A 16,227-nucleotide genomic window follows, 5' to 3' on the forward strand; every position below is an offset into this window, starting at 1 on the left:
AGGCAAAAGTGAAAGGTAAAAAGTGATCAGACCGTTAGAAGGCTGATTTTCCCCTCCTTCTCAAGGAGGGGCGTAGGGGTGGTTGAAACTCAAATCATGATTTGGAGCAATACCCAAATCCTTAGCTTGGTTAAGAAAAACATCTTCTAAATACCCAATCATACTTTCATAATCCTCTTCCAAATCCAGAGTTTTAATTCTAACAGCTTCAATTTCCTCCCCTTCCAAATGCCGATCTTTCTGCTGATCCTTTTTCTTTTTTTCAGTGAAATAATGAATATCGCCATCTACTTCTACAGCCAATTTTAATTTTGGACAATAAAAATCAACGACATAATTATAAAAACCATACTGCCTGCGAACCTTAAAACCAAACATTTTCCTGTCTTTCAGATTATTCCATAGCCGTATTTCCAACTAAGTTATGTCGTTTCGGAGATAGCGTCGGTGATTTTTTGTGTGCTTTGGATTTCCTCTCATCGCAAAATCAAGGATTCTCAATTCAAATAATCGTTTTTCTACCTCCCCTTACCCCTCCTTATCATGGAGGGGAATTCCTCATTGCAATTAAAAATGTGATCATCTGACAAATAGAATTCCCCCGACAAGAATAAAGTAAATTTCATATATCTTTTTTATCTCAAAATGAATACGTCCTGATTTCAGCTTCTTCCGTAACTATATAAATGCGATTGCCTGCAAAATCAATATCGAAGATCGGCAGCAGATCTGCTCCTTCCGAAATCAGTTTATACCGGCCGGTCAACTCACCTGTATTGCTGAATCGGTGTATCAAAACCGGATTCGTACCCATAGCCAAGAAAAGTTCTCCTGAAGGGCTGCTTCTCCCCGAACTATAGTACTGCAGATCGATTCTGTTTCTCAGATCAGCTTGCTGCAATCGCTCCATTGTTTCATAGAAACGGTTTGTAACGGAATCGACCTCGGCAATCGGGGGAATAGTGCGTTCCCACAATAGCTGACCATTCATATCGTACTTTGCGATTTTTGGAATGGCGCTGTAAATCAGAAAAATCTCCTCAGAATTTGACTGATCTGTAACAGGAAAGGCACTGGGACGGTAATATGAAGGCACTACACGGTTTTCGACATCCTCTTTCATTTTGTTATAGTCCAGATTGTACGTACTGCCTTCCGGAATTTTGCCAATGTCTGAAAGGTGACTTCCATTACGATCACTCAATTCATAAAGCGTACTGTCTGATTGTTGGGAGGGAAACATCACATCGTTACTCAGTGTAACAACTGGCTGGTTATCTGGGTTGGGAACAACAATCTTTCCCAGAGCCATTGGTACTGGAGGCGGTGCGCCTACAGGTTCTCCGTAGTCTAAACTTGAAGTTAACTCACCGGTCCTGTCAAACGTGTAGATATAAAACTTAAGATTATCAACGGCGTGGAGATGCTTGTCCGTTATAAAAATATTGTTCAAACTTGCAAACTCTCCGGGACCCTGACCCTTTTGACCATATTCATGAATTATTTCGCCCCGATCATTTAACTCCAGTATTTTTCCGTGTCCGCCATCATAAACGAAAAGACCTGAACCGTTGTATCTGAGAATAGACGGAACGCCCAAAAGGTTGTCCTCTACCTCAACCAACGTTTTAAATTCTGTAAGTTCTGTTTTTCCAATCTCTGAGGAAGAGAGCGTTTCGGACCGGCAGCCAATTAAAATTCCCAGAATGAAAATTCCAAATGAAATTTTTGCATCTTTGAGAAACAAAAAAAAAGGTTTTTTGGAAATGACTGGCATGGTTGATGAAGGTTTTTCTATCAGTCTTGATATAGATTGAGTTTAATTAACTTAATACGATTAAATTATAAAAAACAATGAGTTTAGCAACTTGATTTTAAAACAGACCGTGAAATATTGATCGGTTTATCGACGTTTATTAGATTGTATGAAATCCTACAATCCTACAAATATGAATCCAAGCTTTTCCGTATGAGTGTTATGAGTATCCGTGTTGATGATGAAAGAAAGAAGCAACTGAAAGCGATCGCTTCCCTGCAGGGTAAATCCATGAGCAGTATTGTTGAGTCTCTCATCGACCAATATGTTGAAGAGTTCAAAACGTCCCGGGAATTGGATGACGATCTAAAAGCCATCATGAAAGTTTCCGAACCATCCTTTGAAGAGTGGGATAATGATGAAGATGAGATCTATGATGAAATGTAAGACCTGGGATATTGTCTTGGTACCTTTTCCATTTACAAATTTACAGACAACAAAGAAGCGGCCCGCACTTATTATTTCACCGGATAATTATAATAAGGGGCCGGATTTCATCATCCTATTTATTACAAGCAACGTTAAATCTTTTGGAAGAACCGGAGATACAATTATAAAAAAATGGAAAGAGTCAGGACTTCCAAACCCTTCGATGATTCGAATGAAGTTTGCTACTCTCGAACGGTCCATGATTCTCAAAAAAATCGGTAACCTTAACAACACTGACAGAGAAAGAGTTAGAAAAACAATATTGGATTTTTTTGATGGCTAACCGACGATTGGCTTACTTTTATTAATGAAGTCAGTAAAATTAGACCTACTTTCTTCTCAAATTGGCCATTCAGCCTCATAAATAATTCCATCCTGTACATTTAGAAAATAGGCCCTTGAATCGTCAACAGATACGCTAAAAGATCCCAAAAAACCAAACTCCTCCTGATCTAGCCCCGGAAAGGTAATCACATCCAACCGGCTTCCGTCATCGGGCACCCGGGCTACTGTTACCGGATTTCCCTCAGGTGTATTCAACAAAACCGCAACGCCATTTTTATTGGCATCCATTGCCTTTGCATAGGCAAAAAGTTGTGTTGGTTCACCTCTTTTGCTTGCATCCTGATTTTTACGGGAAATCTGATCGAACAGATTGTCTTGTGCAGGAACTTTCAGATTTTTCTCCCAGATCAGTTCCCCCGAATTCGAAAATTTTTCGAGTATTCCTGTGGTTTGCTGAAAAGAATAGATGTTGGAAAAACTACTTTCCAGTATCACCAAATTCATATTTACATCCGGTATTTCTCCTTTCGAATATGCCTCTTGAACTTCTTCATGGTTATAGGATCCTATGTGCTTTCCAATAGATTTTCCTGCAAATCTCATTTCTTCTGTTTCGATATTCGTAATCGCAAAAAGTGAACCATTTCTGCCCCCTGATGGTATGAGCAATTCATGAGATGAGATAGCATGCACGGTGATGGGTATATTTGGTGGGAACCCCGGATTCACCGGGTTTTCTTCTACAACTTTCTCGTCAATGAGATCTCCCTGGTAATCATACGAAATAAACTTGAAGCCATTGTAATCGTATACCAGGTACTCGTTATCAAACACCCAAAACCCGGCAATTGATTCAAGCTCACCCGGCCCCTGGCCCTTTTGACCGAACGAGAGAAGTAAATTCCCATCACTGTCCACCTTGGTGATCCGTTAGAAACCTTCATCTGTAAAATAAAGTCCTCCATCGTACGCTTTTATGAGGGTGGGCCTGCCGATAAAATCGGAGGTTTTCGGGCTTAAGAATATGGATGATTCACTAACGGAATACTCGTTAAAGGCAGGCACTTCTTGCTCATCTTGCGGAGAACAGGCAATTATTAACAATAAAAGCAAAATGTATATTTTTGGATTTTCCATAAAAGGTGTGAGTTGTTCTCTATTTCAGAATAAAGAATCTTATTCATTTATCTCAAACCGGTACTTTACAATCTGCTGTAGTCCTGTTTCATCATCTGTTTTACGGGTGTATATATTACCATTCAGTACCACTTCAATGGGTTCATCCCGCGGCCATTCAAATTTGGTAATCAGCTCTCCGGTCTCTTCAAGCACCCACCATTCATAAATGCTCATATCTTCCGCCGTAGTAGCAATCCAAAGTCGGTCAAGATCATCGATTTTCATATCTGTAATAACCGGCCAATACTGAGGCAAATCTATAGATTTTATATTTTTGAGAAGAAAATCAGGCCTGAAATGTGTATTGGCAATTCCGCCATTCTTTATAGATTCTTGCGTCAAAGGAATTTGGGGATGCTGATAATGAAAAGCACGCATATAGACTCCGTTTGGATTATAAACCTTAACAAAGAATTCAGATTCGTCAGACACGTAAATATTGTTTTGACTTGACATGGTGATCATTGGACTCCCGAAAAAAACTTTAATATTGTCTACCAATCCACCAGCTACAGTGTGTGTTTGATCAACATCAAAAAGTTTTGTTGAAGATATTCTTCCGGTCTCATCCAACAGGTAAAACAATATCTTATAATCTACATTTTGCCATGGTTTGAATTCCTGAGTATCTGGATGTATGATAAATCCGGCGAGATAGGTAGCGTTATTCCTTACATATAAATTATTTATCCATGGGAGGGACCTGCCTAATGCCTGGTAATCTCCTCTGTTCTCAGCAAGAAAAATCGAGCTCTTGTTGGCAAGGTTATCGAGCGTAAATACACTTATCTGGTATTGATCCGGTTCATAGACATATAAACGATTCTTGCAGATTTGTAAACTTCTTATGGTGCTGAATTCATCCGGTCCTTTCCCTTCTCTTCCAAGTTGAGTAATAAACGCACCGTCAGCTCCAAAAACATAAATTGACTGCTTTTGCATATCGACAACAAAAACTCTTCCTGAACTATCAACGCCAATGTCTTGAATTCTTCCAATCAAGATCTCTTCAAAAGTGCCATAATTGGCAACCTTTTGGAAGGATACAATTGCTTCGGGCTTTGCATTTGCTGAATAGACAGTCAGGTTTTTTAAATCTCGCAACTTTTCTGGGATTTCATCTTCTTGAGATGAGCAGTTGATCAATAATAAAAGGATCAGTAAACTGAATAGAACACTCCGCCAAAAGATTTTTGGTGATTGTAAGTTCATTCTACATTGACGTTTTAAATTATGTTTTTGTATTCTATTCTTGCGTTTAGAATGACTTCAATCTAATCCATCTCAATCCGATACTTCACAATGGTTTGCAATCCTGTCTCTTCTTCGGTTTCGCGGGTGTACATGTAACCGTTTTTCACTACTTCAATTGGTTTGCTGCGTGGCCAATTGAAGCGGGCCATCAACTTCCCGTTTTGATCCAAGACCCACCATTGGCTGATTTTTTGATCGTTCATTATCGTGGACACCCAGAGGCGATTTTCATCATCCACCATCAGATCATTTAAGGCAGGCCAGTTTGGAGGGAGATCCATTTGACGAATCAAGCGCTGGCGGCTGTTCATCATAGTCTGAATCATACTCTCGCTCATACCTTCTCCTGACATGGCAAGTATCAGTCTGCTCATTGAAGCATTACTGCTTTCTAAAGCAGTTTCTCTGGTTAACGAAACGTTTTGATAGGGATGGTAAAACGCTCGCAAACATTCTCCGTCCGGACTGTATTTTTTGATCAAAAAATCTTTTGAATGAGCCGCATAGATCGATCCATCATTAGAGACAGTAACCAATGGTTTACTAAAGAAATTGAGGCTAACGGGTCCAATATTCTGAAAAACAGATCCGATTACAACAGGTTGATCTTGAATTTTTAAGACTTGCTTCGGGATAAGTCTGCCTTCTTTATCCATTGGATAATAGCTCCGGGTAAGAGTATCTATTTTCGTTCCTTCGGGAAGGTCAGAAACCTCACGCAGGAATTTTTTAAAACTAACTAAAAACGTTCCGCCTTTCTCAGGAATTATTTGATGGATATAGTAATCGTCTAATGCCTTAATTTGGTTTGTTGGATTTATGCTTACAGTACGAATCAGATTGAGAGAACCAACAGAAAAGACACTGATTCTATATGCCCGTAAGTCAACCGCAAATAGCCGGTCAGAAAAAATATGAATGGCAGGATAAGCAGACGAGAATTCCCCGGGCCCCTGGCCTTTCCGGCCGATATGTGTCAGATGTTGGCCATCCGGTTCAAAGACATGGATACCATTTGGCCCGCCAGCCGTAAAATAAACTCTGCCTGAATCGTCTACAGCAATAGTTCCTATATGATCAATTAACAGATCGTTTGTACTTCCGTAACTGGTATCCCGTTTTATTTGGATGGTGTTCTTTGGTTGGATATCTGCCGGTATCACGGTTAAATTTGCCAGTTTTTGGAGAGGTTCGGGTATTTTTTCTTCTTGAGATGAGCAATTTGTCAATGTTAAGAGAATCAATAAGCTAACTAAGACAATTTGATAACGGTGATTTGATGAGAGTAAATTCATTAGTACTGGAACTTGTATTTTCCGTTTTCGCATTTTTATTTCTTTGTTTTAAAAAGACTGCGTGTGAGCAAGTTCTAATTCATCTCCACCCGATACTTAACAATTCTCTGTAAACCTGTTTCGCGGTCGATTTCGTGGGTGTAGAAATAGTCATCTTTTATCACTTCAATGGAATAATCTCTTGGTAAGGTAAATGTTGTGAGTAACTCTCCGGAATCTTTTAAAACCCACCACTCAAATACGTCAAGATCTTCAGAAGTAACAGATATCCAAATCCGTTTTTCATCATCTAATTTTAAAGTGTTAAAAGCGGGCCAGGAATCTGGCAGATCATCATTACGGATTGCATTTATGAGTTGCTCATCGGCAGCTTGATAAACGGCGAGGGCATCCTCCTCTTCCAGGTTTACCCGTTTGAGAGGATAGTACAAGGCACGCTGGTACTCCCCATCCATACTGTAGAATTTAAACAAAGGGTCATTCGTCCAGCCATAGACTAATGTATTATGATTAAAATCAAATTGAGAGCTTCGTTTATAGGGTACCTTAAACATTATCAAATTATCATGAACGAGTACCTGTCCCGTCCACCTGAATGAAAACAGATTATGATTCTCATATTCACCCGTCTTGATATTAAATATGGAAGCCTGATATGTCCGTTTATCCAAATGATCGGCTGTGGTAACCCCCGGATCGCTAAAGAAAATCAGGTATTTATCATCGGGAAGGATAAAGAAATCGGTTGGCTTCAAAAATGCCTGATACCTACGCGACTGATCCACCCATGCAGGTTTTTCTGAAGGCTGATTTTCTAATGAAACATCAATATCCCTGATATGTTCGTACGTTTGCAGACTGAAAGTAGATATTTTTGATTGGTTAAAATCTAACACATGCAGATGATCGTTACTGACTTGAATTGCCCAGATCATCTGAAACTCTCCCGGCCCTCTTCCGGCTCTGCCAATAGCTTGAACATAGGATCCATCAGGATTAAAAACATGTATCTTATTTTCCCGAAGGTCAGCAATATAAACTCTTCCATTGTCATCAACTGCAAAGTCTTTAAGAATAGCACCCAAATGAACGGTATCCGTATCGCCGAATTCTCTCTCCTTCTCTATATTGATATCCAACTCAGGTTTTAATTCAGCAGGATATACTTCGAGATTTTCCAAGTCTCTGATTTCTTCAGGAACCTCGACTGAATCCTGATTTAGGCAGCCCACCAATGCAACAAAAATGATGATGTGTAAGAAGACTCGGGGATGTTTCATTTTGTGTGGATTGTTGAATTAAATATTTATTGAGTGATTTCAACCCGATACTTCACAATGGTTTGCAGTCCGGTTGTTTCTTCGGTTTCCCGCGCATAGAGATAACTGTCTTTTATTTTTTCAATCGATCGGTTTCCCGGCCATCTGAATGTTGCAAGGAATTCTCCCGTATCTTGCAAGACCCACCAATCATAGCTTAAATCCTCACTATCTGGAATCGTAGATACCCAAAGGCGATTTTCATCATCCAGGATAATATCCCCTAATGCCGGCCATTTTTCGGGTAATTCAGCGTGAATTAGTAAATTTTCGTTTTCCTCGTCCCCCTCGCCATACAGTTTAATTAGTTCTTCCCTAATTATTCTCTTCTTTTCTATCGGTATGTAAAATGCCCTGAGAGAATCACCATTGGGAGCATACATTTTGACCAGAGATTCTTCGCTGTTAGCCGAGACAATATGACCGTCATCAGAGATGGATACCAGTGGTTGATTCAGGAATGTTACAGGGGCCATATTCCATAAATGACGGCCGCCAACATCGGCAGTGATAATCTTTTGACTTTTTAATTCGAATAGCATATCAGATACGACCTTTCCCTCCCGGTCCACAATGTAGTATCTGCCGGGCCTCGATTTATCAAGATTATACCTTGGTGTCCCAACATTTGCATTTGCATATTCATCCATATATCTAACCAGGAATCGCTCATCATCAATAAGCTTATTCCCATTGTATAGCCAGCCGGTTAATTCCTCAACATCCGGAGAACGGCTCAGATAAGCATTTTTAACGTCATCTACTTTAAGTGAATCGAGAGAAAAAAAGGTGGTGCGAAATTGTAAGAAATCAAACGCATATAGTTGGTTGGATTGAATTCTTATCTCTGTTATTCCCTTAAACTCACCGGGCCCATTTCCCTCGCCACCAATATTTGTCAGGTATGAACCAGTAGAATCAAAAACCTGGATTGTCTTTTCTGGTCGATTACCAACATATATCCTGCCAGAATCGTCCACTTCAACCCCGGCAATCCAACCGGCTCCCCCAAAAGGGAATCCACCACTTGTGATATCTTTAAACCATGTTTTGGTAGCATTCCTGTCATCAATGACTGCATCTCGAATGAACTCAATTGAAGATGCTGGTTCACTGTTTGGTTGGATCACAACCAAATTTTCCAACTCATTGAGATGTTCGGGGATTTCTGCTTCCGGGGGTGAGCAGTTTGTTAATGATAGAAGTATCAGCAGGCATACTGAAATAACTTGATGAAGGTGATTTGATGATGATTTCATTATAGCACCACTTTTTGATTCTGTCTTGTTTTAATACCCAGCTCCAGAAGGCATGTCCCTAAACCAAGGGTTGATTTTCCCCTCCTTCGCAAGGAGGGGTGTAGGGGTGGTTGAGTCTCACATATTTTCGAAACCTTTATTTAATTCTGCGGCTCGGTCTTTAAAAACAGCTTCCAAATAAACAATCATACTTTCATAATCCTCCTCTAAGTCCAATGTTTTGATCCTGATAACCTTGATTCCTTCCTGTTTCAAATACCGATCTTTTTCCCGATCTGTTCTTATTTTCTCTTCGAAATAATGAAAATCACCATCCACTTCTACAGCCAATTTTAGTTCTGGGCAGTAAAAATCAACAACATAATTGTCAAAACCATACTGTCTCCGAACTTTAAAACCATACATTTTTCTGCTTTTCAGGTCGTTCCACAGGTATATCTCCCATTTTGTCATGTTGTTTCGGAGATACCGACGCTTCTTTTTTGTCTTTTTTGGGTTACGTTCCATATCAAAATCAAAGGTTTTCAATTCTAATCGTGTTATTTCTACCTCCCCTAACCCCTCCTTCGCAAGGAGGGGAATTTTCCATTTCAACTATTCTTCAGCCTCCTCAACTCCTTCCTGAACAATCTGCCCTGCCATTCTTGGCCGCACCTGCTGCAGATGACTGAGTGCAAAGTGCCGGTCCACCGCCAGGGTATCCCCGGGGCTGATCTCTTCGTGATTCACAATAGCCCATTCAGAGGTTTCGAATTCTGGTTCTACATAGATCCACTCTACTGTATTGCCGTTTAATTTGAAAACAAGTGTCCTGCCTCCATCTCGCTCAAGTATGGCTGCTCGCGGAATTCTGGCATCGCCATTGTGAGATTCAATCTGAATTCTTCCTTCTACTGTCATTCCGGGCCGGAGTGTACGCTCCCGGTTTTCAACTTCAACAATCACCTGGCCCGTTTTGCTTTCCGAATCAACAACCGGAGAAAGTGCTTTAACGATACCGGTTTTTTGAATCCCGGATGGGGTTGTCAGTTCTACCGCCATTCCTGTTTCCAGGCGACTTAGCTCTGCTTCCAGTACATCAAATCGAATTAATACTGTGGTGTCGTCAATCAATGTACCAAGTTCACTGCCGGCCGCTATATACGCGCCGCTTGTAATTCGATCCTGAACCGACAGTTCACCGGAAAAGGGAGCTTTAATGGTTGTGTATGAAAAATCCAGACGAGCTCGCTCCAATGCCAATTCCGCATCCGCCAGCCCGGTACTGATTCGAAGCATATTATCATTGTCTGGATTTGAATTTCCATTATTTTGACGCTGCCGCTTTTCAATATTGTATTCAATCTGAGCTGTTTCAAACTCATTTTGAGCTTCCTGAAGCTGGTATACCCACTCCTGGTCATCAAAAGCCAAAATCGTATCGCCTTCAAAAACCCGGGTTCCGTCATCTAAAAGACTTTGGGTGATAAACCCGCTGATTCGGGGACGAATGGTCATCTGATGAATCGGCTCCACGATCCCCTGGCTTTCGATGTAAACCCGCAGCGGTTGGTCGTCTGCCAACAAAAAAATCACTTCCGGCCGGATATCCACTTCTTCGGGAGGTTCGGGACGGTCCTGGTCATCGCCTCCGGAGCAGGCGGTGAGAATTAGAATGGTGGTGAGTATTGCGGTAGCTATTAATTTTTTTAGCATACTGTTTCGTTATTAAGACTATTTTCCCCTCCTTTGCAAGGAGGGGCGTAGGGGTGGTTGAAAATCTTTATTCATCATTAGATCTCAGTTTCAAACTTTCAGTATTTTCCAATTTTGATGTCTGTGTATTGCCAATATTAATATCTTTCATTTTGAACCACTTTTTATCTACCTCCCCAAACCCCTCCTTAGCATGGAGGGGATAAGTTTCATTTACCAAGATCAATACCCAACTCTCTGGCTTGGTCTTTAAAAATATCTTCCAAATAACCAATCATACTTTCATAATCGTCTTTTAAATCCATTGTTTTCAATCTGATGACTTTGATATCCTCTTCATTCAAACGTTGTTCTTTTTCCCGGTCCTTTTTCATTTTCTCCTTAAATAATGAACATCACCATCCACTTCTATAGCCAATTTTAATTCCGGACAGTAAAAATCCACTACATAGTTATCAAAACCATACTGCCTTCGAACTTTAAAACCATACATTTTCCTGCCTTTCAAATCATTCCAAAGGCAGATCTCCCACTTTGTCATATTGTTTCGGAGATAGCGTCGTTGCTTCTTTGTTTTCTTTGGATTTCGTTTCATGGTAATATCAAAGTGGTCATTGTAAATATCATTTTTCTACCTCCCCTACGCCCCTCCTTCGCAAGGAGGGGAATGTTCAAACCCGCCATTTTTTCACAGCACTAAATATTTTCATTTCACGTTTGCCTTTTCACTTTCCCCGTCTCCACCCATTTAAAAATCAACGGGATTAAATAGAGAGTTAAAAACGTACTACTCACCATCCCTCCCATCAGTGCAATGGCAAGTGACTGACGAAACGCATATCCGTCACCAAAGGGAATAAGCATCGGAACGAGGCCCAAAACAGTCGTGATACTCGTCATAACTACGGGACGGAACCTGTGTTTACCGGCCAGTTCTACCGCTTCCAGCAGATTCCCGGTCTCTTCAAGATACCTTCGCATGAAGTCGACTTTCAGGATTGAATCGTTGACGGCTATCCCGGTTAAAATCAGGATTCCCATAAATGACAGTGCGTTCAATGAGAGTCCGCTAACCCACAACAACAAGACAGAACCAATCCAGGCGAACGGGACAGCTGTGATGATGATCAACGGGTACTTCAGGTTCTCAAACTGGATGGATAGAATGATATAGATAATGAGGATGCTCAAAAGCAGCAGTTTTCCCATATCTGTCATCAGGGATTGAACCATCAGGGCATTTCCGGCTACCTGTACTTCCTGGCCTGTGTTGCGCATAAATTGTTGAATCGATTCCACTGTTTCACCGCCATTCCACCACCAATCCGCCAAATTCCAATTGGCTACATAGCTCAAAACCGGCGTTTGATTGACACGCTCTAACTGCTCTGGTTCTGTTGATTTCTCAATTTCAGCTATATAGCTCAGCGGAATTTCGCGGGCTCCCAGCCGGAGCGAAATACTCTCGGGACTATAGATTTGTTGCTCACCATCTCTTCCTTTTAAACGTATGGCAATTCGTTCATCCTCGCGGTTCCAGTCCGTTACAAAGCTGCCACGCGTAACAGATTCCAGATATCGGATTACCTCCTGCTCGTCGATACCAAGCTGCAGCAACCGGTCAGAACGGAATCTCAGGTTCCAGATATCCACTTCCTGTTCGTATTGTTTTTGGAACTCTACCAGCAATCCCACATCAGCCATATAATTCTGCAATTCGGATGACATCCGTTCGCTCTCTGTTCGATCCAGCCCGATCATTCGAAAAAGCACCGGGGGCTGATCGGCACCAATCATTGTACTCCAGCTTTGAGTATCTGCAATGGGTTCAGTTGTCCACCCAGGGAAATCACGATCAAATTTCGATATTAACTCCTGGACTTTTTCTGCCTCTTCATATCCATTCACCGGGATATTGATACTGAATTTATTGAGCCCCTCGCGGGCAAGGTTTGCCAGGTTGGTTTGATCAGTATACCCGCCTTCCATCTGGATCTTTTGCCCGCCAAGTTGTGCATTTTGTAATCTGAGTCTCAGCGCATCCGCAGCTTCTTTCGTGGAATTCAACGAGGTATTTCCGGGCAACTGAATTCGGTACGAAACGAGGGAAGGCTCGTCCTCCGGCAAAACAGTTTTGGGAACCGACAAAAACGCATAGACTGCGCTGAAGATCAACAGTATCGCTATGATGCAAATAAAGGCGGGCTTTTTTAGAACTCTCTGGAGGCTCTCTTCATATCGATCCAACAGGTTGTCGAAGAATTTTCGTGTATTAAGCCTCCCTTCAGTCTGGTTGTTACTTGAACTACTTTCATTTTTCTTCTTTATCTGAACGACTAAAACCGGCAAGATGATCAGGGCTACCAGCAGTGAGGCCAAAAGGCTAATGGAAAGTGTATAGGCCTGATCCTGGAAAAAAGCTCCTTCAAATCCACCTAAAAAAACAAGTGGTAGAAACACCGAAATGGTGGTAAATGTTGATGCGGTAACGGCCAGTGAAATCTCTTTGGTTCCCACAGCCGCCGCCCGTTTCACAGATGGCGCCACCGGCATGTGTCGGTTGATATTTTCGAGTACGACAATGGCATTATCCAGCAGAAGGCCAATTCCAAGAGTGAGGCCGCTCAGAGATACGATATTTAATTGAATGCCTGATCCGTACATCACGAAAAACGTGAGAAAGATAGATACAGGGATGGCGATGCCGATGGTAAACGGCGTACGGATATCATTCAGAAAGGCAAAAAGGACAAAAAACGCCAGGATTCCGCCGATGAGCAGAGTTTGCAATAAATTCTGAATGGCTTTGCGGATGAACGTGGCATCTTCTCGCAAAACCTCTATGCTGATATTGGGGTGTTGTTCTCTCATCTGGTCTAAAAGCGGTGTTAAGGTGTCGTATACCTCCACGGTGTTGCTGCCAAACTCTTTTTTAACCAATAAATTCAAAACCGTTTCGCCGGAAACCGTTGCGAATGACCTGGGATCTGCTTCTGCCAGTTCAATCTCCGCAACTTCCCCCAACGTAAGTATCCTGCCCTGGCCAAGCCGGCTTAGGGGAACATTTTCAAGATCATCCAACTCTTCAATTCTACTCTCAATCTTCAATGAGTAGCGGTACCAGCCATCCCGCAACTCACCACTGGATGTAAATAGATTGGCACTTTGCACCAGCGACTGTACCTGGCTCAATGAAAGACTAAAACGGTCGAGTTCTCTCGGCAGGTATCGAATTTGGACTTCAGGTTCTACAGCTCCAACCAATACAACTTGCGCAATCCCTTCGGCCTGTTCCAACCTGCGTGAGAGCACCTGTTCGGCCCATCGCTTCAAGTCAAGGCGGGTATCAAACTGTTCATTGGGGCGATTTTTTGATGTAACCGCCAGGACGGCAATCGGTTCGTCGGCCGTGGTATTAAAAATCAGCTGGGGACGCTCCGCTTGTTCCGGAAGACTGTACTGTACCTGGTCTAATTTCTCGCGGACATTCAGAAAAGCGAGGTCCATGTTATGCCCCCAGCGAAAATTGAGGTAGATAATACTCTGCCCCTGCCGTGCAAATCCATGAACACGTTCAATTCCCGGAATAGTGCTCAGTACTGCATCAAGGCGTTCATTCACCCGGTTTTCAATCTCTCTTGGAGAAGCGCCCTGCCAGTCTGTTCGTACAACAAGATTTGGCGAATCCACATCCGGCAACAGATCTACCGACAGCTCATTCAGTGCAAGCCCGCCGAAAATAAAGGCTGCAAGAATGAGGATGATAGCCGTTATGGGGCGGTTTAGAAGCAAATTGTTTTATTGATGAATAAAAAACCCTTTTCAAGTGATTGAGGATCAATATCTCTTAATGCACGATACTGATGAATTTATACAACTTCTTTTAAATTAAATACGAATATTATCGTAGATTCTATGGTAAACTGCAAATTGCTGTTTCTTTCATCTTTTTATGTAACAGTTAATTTGACCATCTGCTATTTTTTAGCCCAGCTATAAAATAATTTTGGATTGAAGTTAACAGCTTTAAAAACCATCCAGGTTAATCTCTAATTTTACAACCTTGTACTGATAATCCCGGGTTCTGATTAGAAGATATGCCAACTGATTATTGATTCTCTTGATTTCTAAAACTTTCCTTTCCTGTAAACTCACTCTGTGAAGGAGTCCTCCCGTATGTAGCTCTCTTAATTCTAAAAAATATTCTGAAATAGTCTCATTATTCTTATCTGATTCAAAATTCACCCAAACCAATAAATAATGCTCATCACTTAACAGTTGATTTTCAATTGCCATGGGATAATAATCCACTTTATACGTTTCGGGAGTCATTGTCATATGTGTTTCCCAGGGGACAGGTAATAAATCATCTTCAAGTGTATTGATTGGCTCAAACTCCCTGTTGTACAATGTTGTTCGATGAGGTGCCGCAAGACCTACTAACAAGTTGCCGTTTAATGAACTTGTATGAACCTGACTGAGTTGTATCTTCCCCATATTGGTGTGTATGATATTATCAAAATCTATCAATGCACCAAAAGATTTAACTGTTGAACCATCCGGATCTAAGACATGAACCAACGTATTTTTATTTTGATGAAATCCAAGCAACAATAATTCATTCTCAAAAACATCGAGCTGGTTTAACCTTGTTACGTAGGTTGAATTCAGGTTTATAGCAGATTTATAGGAGCCGTCGTTGGTATTATAAGATACAACTCTGGCATTTCTGTAATCCAGTACAAATAATTCATTCTCCGTATCATTTAATCCGATAGAAAAACCTTCGAGAAACTCGCCCGGTCCTCGACCCTCCCTCCCATATTCTTGAATCAATTTTCCCTCATCATCCAACTGATATACTTTCGAAGCACTCCTGTCTAGCAAAAAAGCTTGAGCATTGGCCCCTAAAACACCATCACTGATATCTCCTAAAACAACCGATTTATGGACCCCATCATTAATTGTATAGGTTTCTTGAAAATTGAAAATAGAGGTATTTAAGGAGTTGAGTTCATTAGATTGAGAATAGCAGCTAATAACGGCTAAATTGTACAACAGAAAAAGTGATAAGACTTTATAAAGTTTCAGAAACATCGTAAAAAATTTTATTTAAAAAAAAAGGTGCCACGATATGAATTTATGGCACCTTAAAAGATTGTTTTATTTATTTTTAAATACTCGCTACAATGGAAGCCATTTTCTCACCATCACATAAACTATACATGTCAAATTTATTTTCCATCAGCGGATAGGCGATGAATTCAGTATTATTTAACCTATAAAAGCCAATCTTTTCACTAAAGTAAACCAATTCTGAATGTTTGGTCCCAATGTAACCACCATTGTGAACTTCTTTCAAGAAATCGGCCAATTCATCCTGCATTACTTCAATTTTCAAACCTTCTTCAGGAACTTCTATATCTTTTAAATCAAGTTCTGGAGATAATTGAAGTGTATTTCCACCCGGCCTTCCTGAACACTCACCATAACATTGACATCCGCTTCCACATCCACAAGCATCATAGGCATCAAAATCAACACTCTCTGTAGAACATCCATCTGATGTTTGAAAACATGCAATGCATTGAGCATTTAAAGAATATGAAATGCCTAATGAAAGTTAAAATGTAACCGTAAGTGCATAAATTAATTTATACATAAGTTTTGGATTTTGATTAAAGGTTATTGAAAAT

At 41.0% G+C, this 16,227-nt stretch carries 18 protein-coding genes; 2 read left to right on the forward strand and 16 right to left on the reverse strand.

All coding sequences use genetic code 11. The annotated features are described in order from the left end of the window. Positions 1 to 60: 60 nt before the first annotated feature. Positions 61 to 417 carry a DUF559 domain-containing protein gene (locus L6773_RS06545; RefSeq protein WP_255727715.1) on the reverse strand — a complete coding sequence of 119 codons (357 nt, stop codon included), beginning with the start codon at positions 415 to 417 and terminating at the stop codon, positions 61 to 63. Positions 418 to 640: 223 nt separating this feature from the next. Then, positions 641 to 1,777 carry a 6-bladed beta-propeller gene (locus tag L6773_RS06550; protein ID WP_237853068.1) on the reverse strand — a complete coding sequence of 379 codons (1,137 nt, stop codon included), beginning with the start codon at positions 1,775 to 1,777 and terminating at the stop codon, positions 641 to 643. Positions 1,778 to 1,969: 192 nt separating this feature from the next. Here L6773_RS06550 and L6773_RS06555 point away from each other — a divergent pair, with 192 nt between their 5' ends. Both L6773_RS06555 and L6773_RS06560 read left to right on the forward strand, forming a co-directional pair. Then, positions 1,970 to 2,203 (forward strand): ribbon-helix-helix protein, CopG family, encoded by a 234-nt coding sequence (locus L6773_RS06555; RefSeq protein ID WP_237853069.1) that lies wholly within the window; start codon positions 1,970 to 1,972, stop codon positions 2,201 to 2,203. Beyond that, on the forward strand, positions 2,190 to 2,528 hold the full coding sequence (locus L6773_RS06560; RefSeq protein ID WP_237853070.1) for a type II toxin-antitoxin system PemK/MazF family toxin: 339 nt from the start codon (positions 2,190 to 2,192) through the stop codon (positions 2,526 to 2,528). Before L6773_RS06555 ends, L6773_RS06560 begins: the two co-directional genes overlap by 14 nt. Before the next feature lie 56 nt (positions 2,529 to 2,584). Here L6773_RS06560 and L6773_RS06565 read toward each other — a convergent pair whose 3' ends face one another. From L6773_RS06565 to L6773_RS21460, 14 genes are all read right to left on the reverse strand, one after another. After that, positions 2,585 to 3,448 (reverse strand): hypothetical protein, encoded by an 864-nt coding sequence (locus L6773_RS06565; RefSeq protein ID WP_237853071.1) that lies wholly within the window; start codon positions 3,446 to 3,448, stop codon positions 2,585 to 2,587. Positions 3,449 to 3,460: 12 nt separating this feature from the next. Then, positions 3,461 to 3,667 carry a hypothetical protein gene (locus L6773_RS06570; RefSeq protein ID WP_237853072.1) on the reverse strand — a complete coding sequence of 69 codons (207 nt, stop codon included), beginning with the start codon at positions 3,665 to 3,667 and terminating at the stop codon, positions 3,461 to 3,463. Between the two features lie 39 nt (positions 3,668 to 3,706). Further along, complete coding sequence (locus tag L6773_RS06575; protein WP_237853073.1) at positions 3,707 to 4,921, reverse strand: 6-bladed beta-propeller; 1,215 nt, start codon at positions 4,919 to 4,921, stop codon at positions 3,707 to 3,709. 62 nt (positions 4,922 to 4,983) lie between these two features. Next, positions 4,984 to 6,291, reverse strand: a complete 1,308-nt coding sequence (locus L6773_RS06580; protein ID WP_237853074.1) for a 6-bladed beta-propeller — start codon at positions 6,289 to 6,291, stop codon at positions 4,984 to 4,986. Between the two features lie 41 nt (positions 6,292 to 6,332). Continuing rightward, positions 6,333 to 7,538 (reverse strand): 6-bladed beta-propeller, encoded by a 1,206-nt coding sequence (locus L6773_RS06585; protein WP_237853075.1) that lies wholly within the window; start codon positions 7,536 to 7,538, stop codon positions 6,333 to 6,335. 26 nt (positions 7,539 to 7,564) lie between these two features. Beyond that, positions 7,565 to 8,836: a 6-bladed beta-propeller gene (locus L6773_RS06590; RefSeq protein ID WP_237853076.1), complete on the reverse strand. Its 1,272-nt coding sequence runs from the start codon at positions 8,834 to 8,836 to the stop codon at positions 7,565 to 7,567. Positions 8,837 to 8,953: 117 nt separating this feature from the next. Next, complete coding sequence (locus L6773_RS06595) at positions 8,954 to 9,343, reverse strand: endonuclease domain-containing protein (protein ID WP_237853077.1); 390 nt, start codon at positions 9,341 to 9,343, stop codon at positions 8,954 to 8,956. A gap of 87 nt (positions 9,344 to 9,430) precedes the next feature. Further along, positions 9,431 to 10,531 (reverse strand): efflux RND transporter periplasmic adaptor subunit, encoded by a 1,101-nt coding sequence (locus L6773_RS06600; RefSeq protein WP_237853078.1) that lies wholly within the window; start codon positions 10,529 to 10,531, stop codon positions 9,431 to 9,433. Between the two features lie 209 nt (positions 10,532 to 10,740). Continuing rightward, positions 10,741 to 10,905 (reverse strand): hypothetical protein, encoded by a 165-nt coding sequence (locus tag L6773_RS06605; RefSeq protein ID WP_237853079.1) that lies wholly within the window; start codon positions 10,903 to 10,905, stop codon positions 10,741 to 10,743. Beyond that, the gene (locus tag L6773_RS06610) at positions 10,902 to 11,126 is read right to left on the reverse strand and encodes an endonuclease domain-containing protein (protein WP_237853080.1); all 225 of its coding nucleotides are present in this window, start codon (positions 11,124 to 11,126) and stop codon (positions 10,902 to 10,904) included. Before L6773_RS06610 ends, L6773_RS06605 begins: the two co-directional genes overlap by 4 nt. A gap of 116 nt (positions 11,127 to 11,242) precedes the next feature. Then, a complete protein-coding gene (locus L6773_RS06615; RefSeq protein WP_237853081.1) occupies positions 11,243 to 14,323 on the reverse strand; it encodes an efflux RND transporter permease subunit in 3,081 nt (1,026 codons plus the stop codon). Positions 14,324 to 14,557: 234 nt separating this feature from the next. Next, positions 14,558 to 15,628: a 6-bladed beta-propeller gene (locus L6773_RS06620; RefSeq protein ID WP_237853082.1), complete on the reverse strand. Its 1,071-nt coding sequence runs from the start codon at positions 15,626 to 15,628 to the stop codon at positions 14,558 to 14,560. A 76-nt stretch (positions 15,629 to 15,704) separates the two neighbouring features. Beyond that, the gene (locus L6773_RS06625) at positions 15,705 to 15,932 is read right to left on the reverse strand and encodes a hypothetical protein (protein WP_237853083.1); all 228 of its coding nucleotides are present in this window, start codon (positions 15,930 to 15,932) and stop codon (positions 15,705 to 15,707) included. Positions 15,933 to 15,958: 26 nt separating this feature from the next. Further along, complete coding sequence (locus tag L6773_RS21460; protein WP_255727716.1) at positions 15,959 to 16,093, reverse strand: hypothetical protein; 135 nt, start codon at positions 16,091 to 16,093, stop codon at positions 15,959 to 15,961. Between the last annotated feature and the right edge of the window lie 134 nt (positions 16,094 to 16,227).

It is taken from the genome of Rhodohalobacter sulfatireducens (assembly GCF_022012475.1).
GTDB classification, from domain to species: Bacteria; Bacteroidota; Rhodothermia; order Balneolales; family Balneolaceae; genus Rhodohalobacter; species Rhodohalobacter sulfatireducens.

Coding starts and splice junctions, on each gene's coding strand:
- L6773_RS06550 (WP_237853068.1), bottom strand. CDS start 1,777: ATGCCAGTCATTTCCAAAAAACCTTTTTTTTTGTTTCTCAAAGATGCA.
- L6773_RS06555 (WP_237853069.1), top strand. CDS start 1,970: ATGAGTGTTATGAGTATCCGTGTTGATGATGAAAGAAAGAAGCAACTG.
- L6773_RS06560 (WP_237853070.1), top strand. CDS start 2,190: ATGATGAAATGTAAGACCTGGGATATTGTCTTGGTACCTTTTCCATTT.
- L6773_RS06570 (WP_237853072.1), bottom strand. CDS start 3,667: ATGGAAAATCCAAAAATATACATTTTGCTTTTATTGTTAATAATTGCC.
- L6773_RS06575 (WP_237853073.1), bottom strand. CDS start 4,921: ATGAACTTACAATCACCAAAAATCTTTTGGCGGAGTGTTCTATTCAGT.
- L6773_RS06580 (WP_237853074.1), bottom strand. CDS start 6,291: ATGCGAAAACGGAAAATACAAGTTCCAGTACTAATGAATTTACTCTCA.
- L6773_RS06585 (WP_237853075.1), bottom strand. CDS start 7,538: ATGAAACATCCCCGAGTCTTCTTACACATCATCATTTTTGTTGCATTG.
- L6773_RS06590 (WP_237853076.1), bottom strand. CDS start 8,836: ATGAAATCATCATCAAATCACCTTCATCAAGTTATTTCAGTATGCCTG.
- L6773_RS06595 (WP_237853077.1), bottom strand. CDS start 9,343: ATGGAACGTAACCCAAAAAAGACAAAAAAGAAGCGTCGGTATCTCCGA.
- L6773_RS06600 (WP_237853078.1), bottom strand. CDS start 10,531: ATGCTAAAAAAATTAATAGCTACCGCAATACTCACCACCATTCTAATT.
- L6773_RS06605 (WP_237853079.1), bottom strand. CDS start 10,905: ATGAAAAAGGACCGGGAAAAAGAACAACGTTTGAATGAAGAGGATATC.
- L6773_RS06610 (WP_237853080.1), bottom strand. CDS start 11,126: ATGAAACGAAATCCAAAGAAAACAAAGAAGCAACGACGCTATCTCCGA.
- L6773_RS06620 (WP_237853082.1), bottom strand. CDS start 15,628: ATGTTTCTGAAACTTTATAAAGTCTTATCACTTTTTCTGTTGTACAAT.
- L6773_RS21460 (WP_255727716.1), bottom strand. CDS start 16,093: ATGGATGTTCTACAGAGAGTGTTGATTTTGATGCCTATGATGCTTGTG.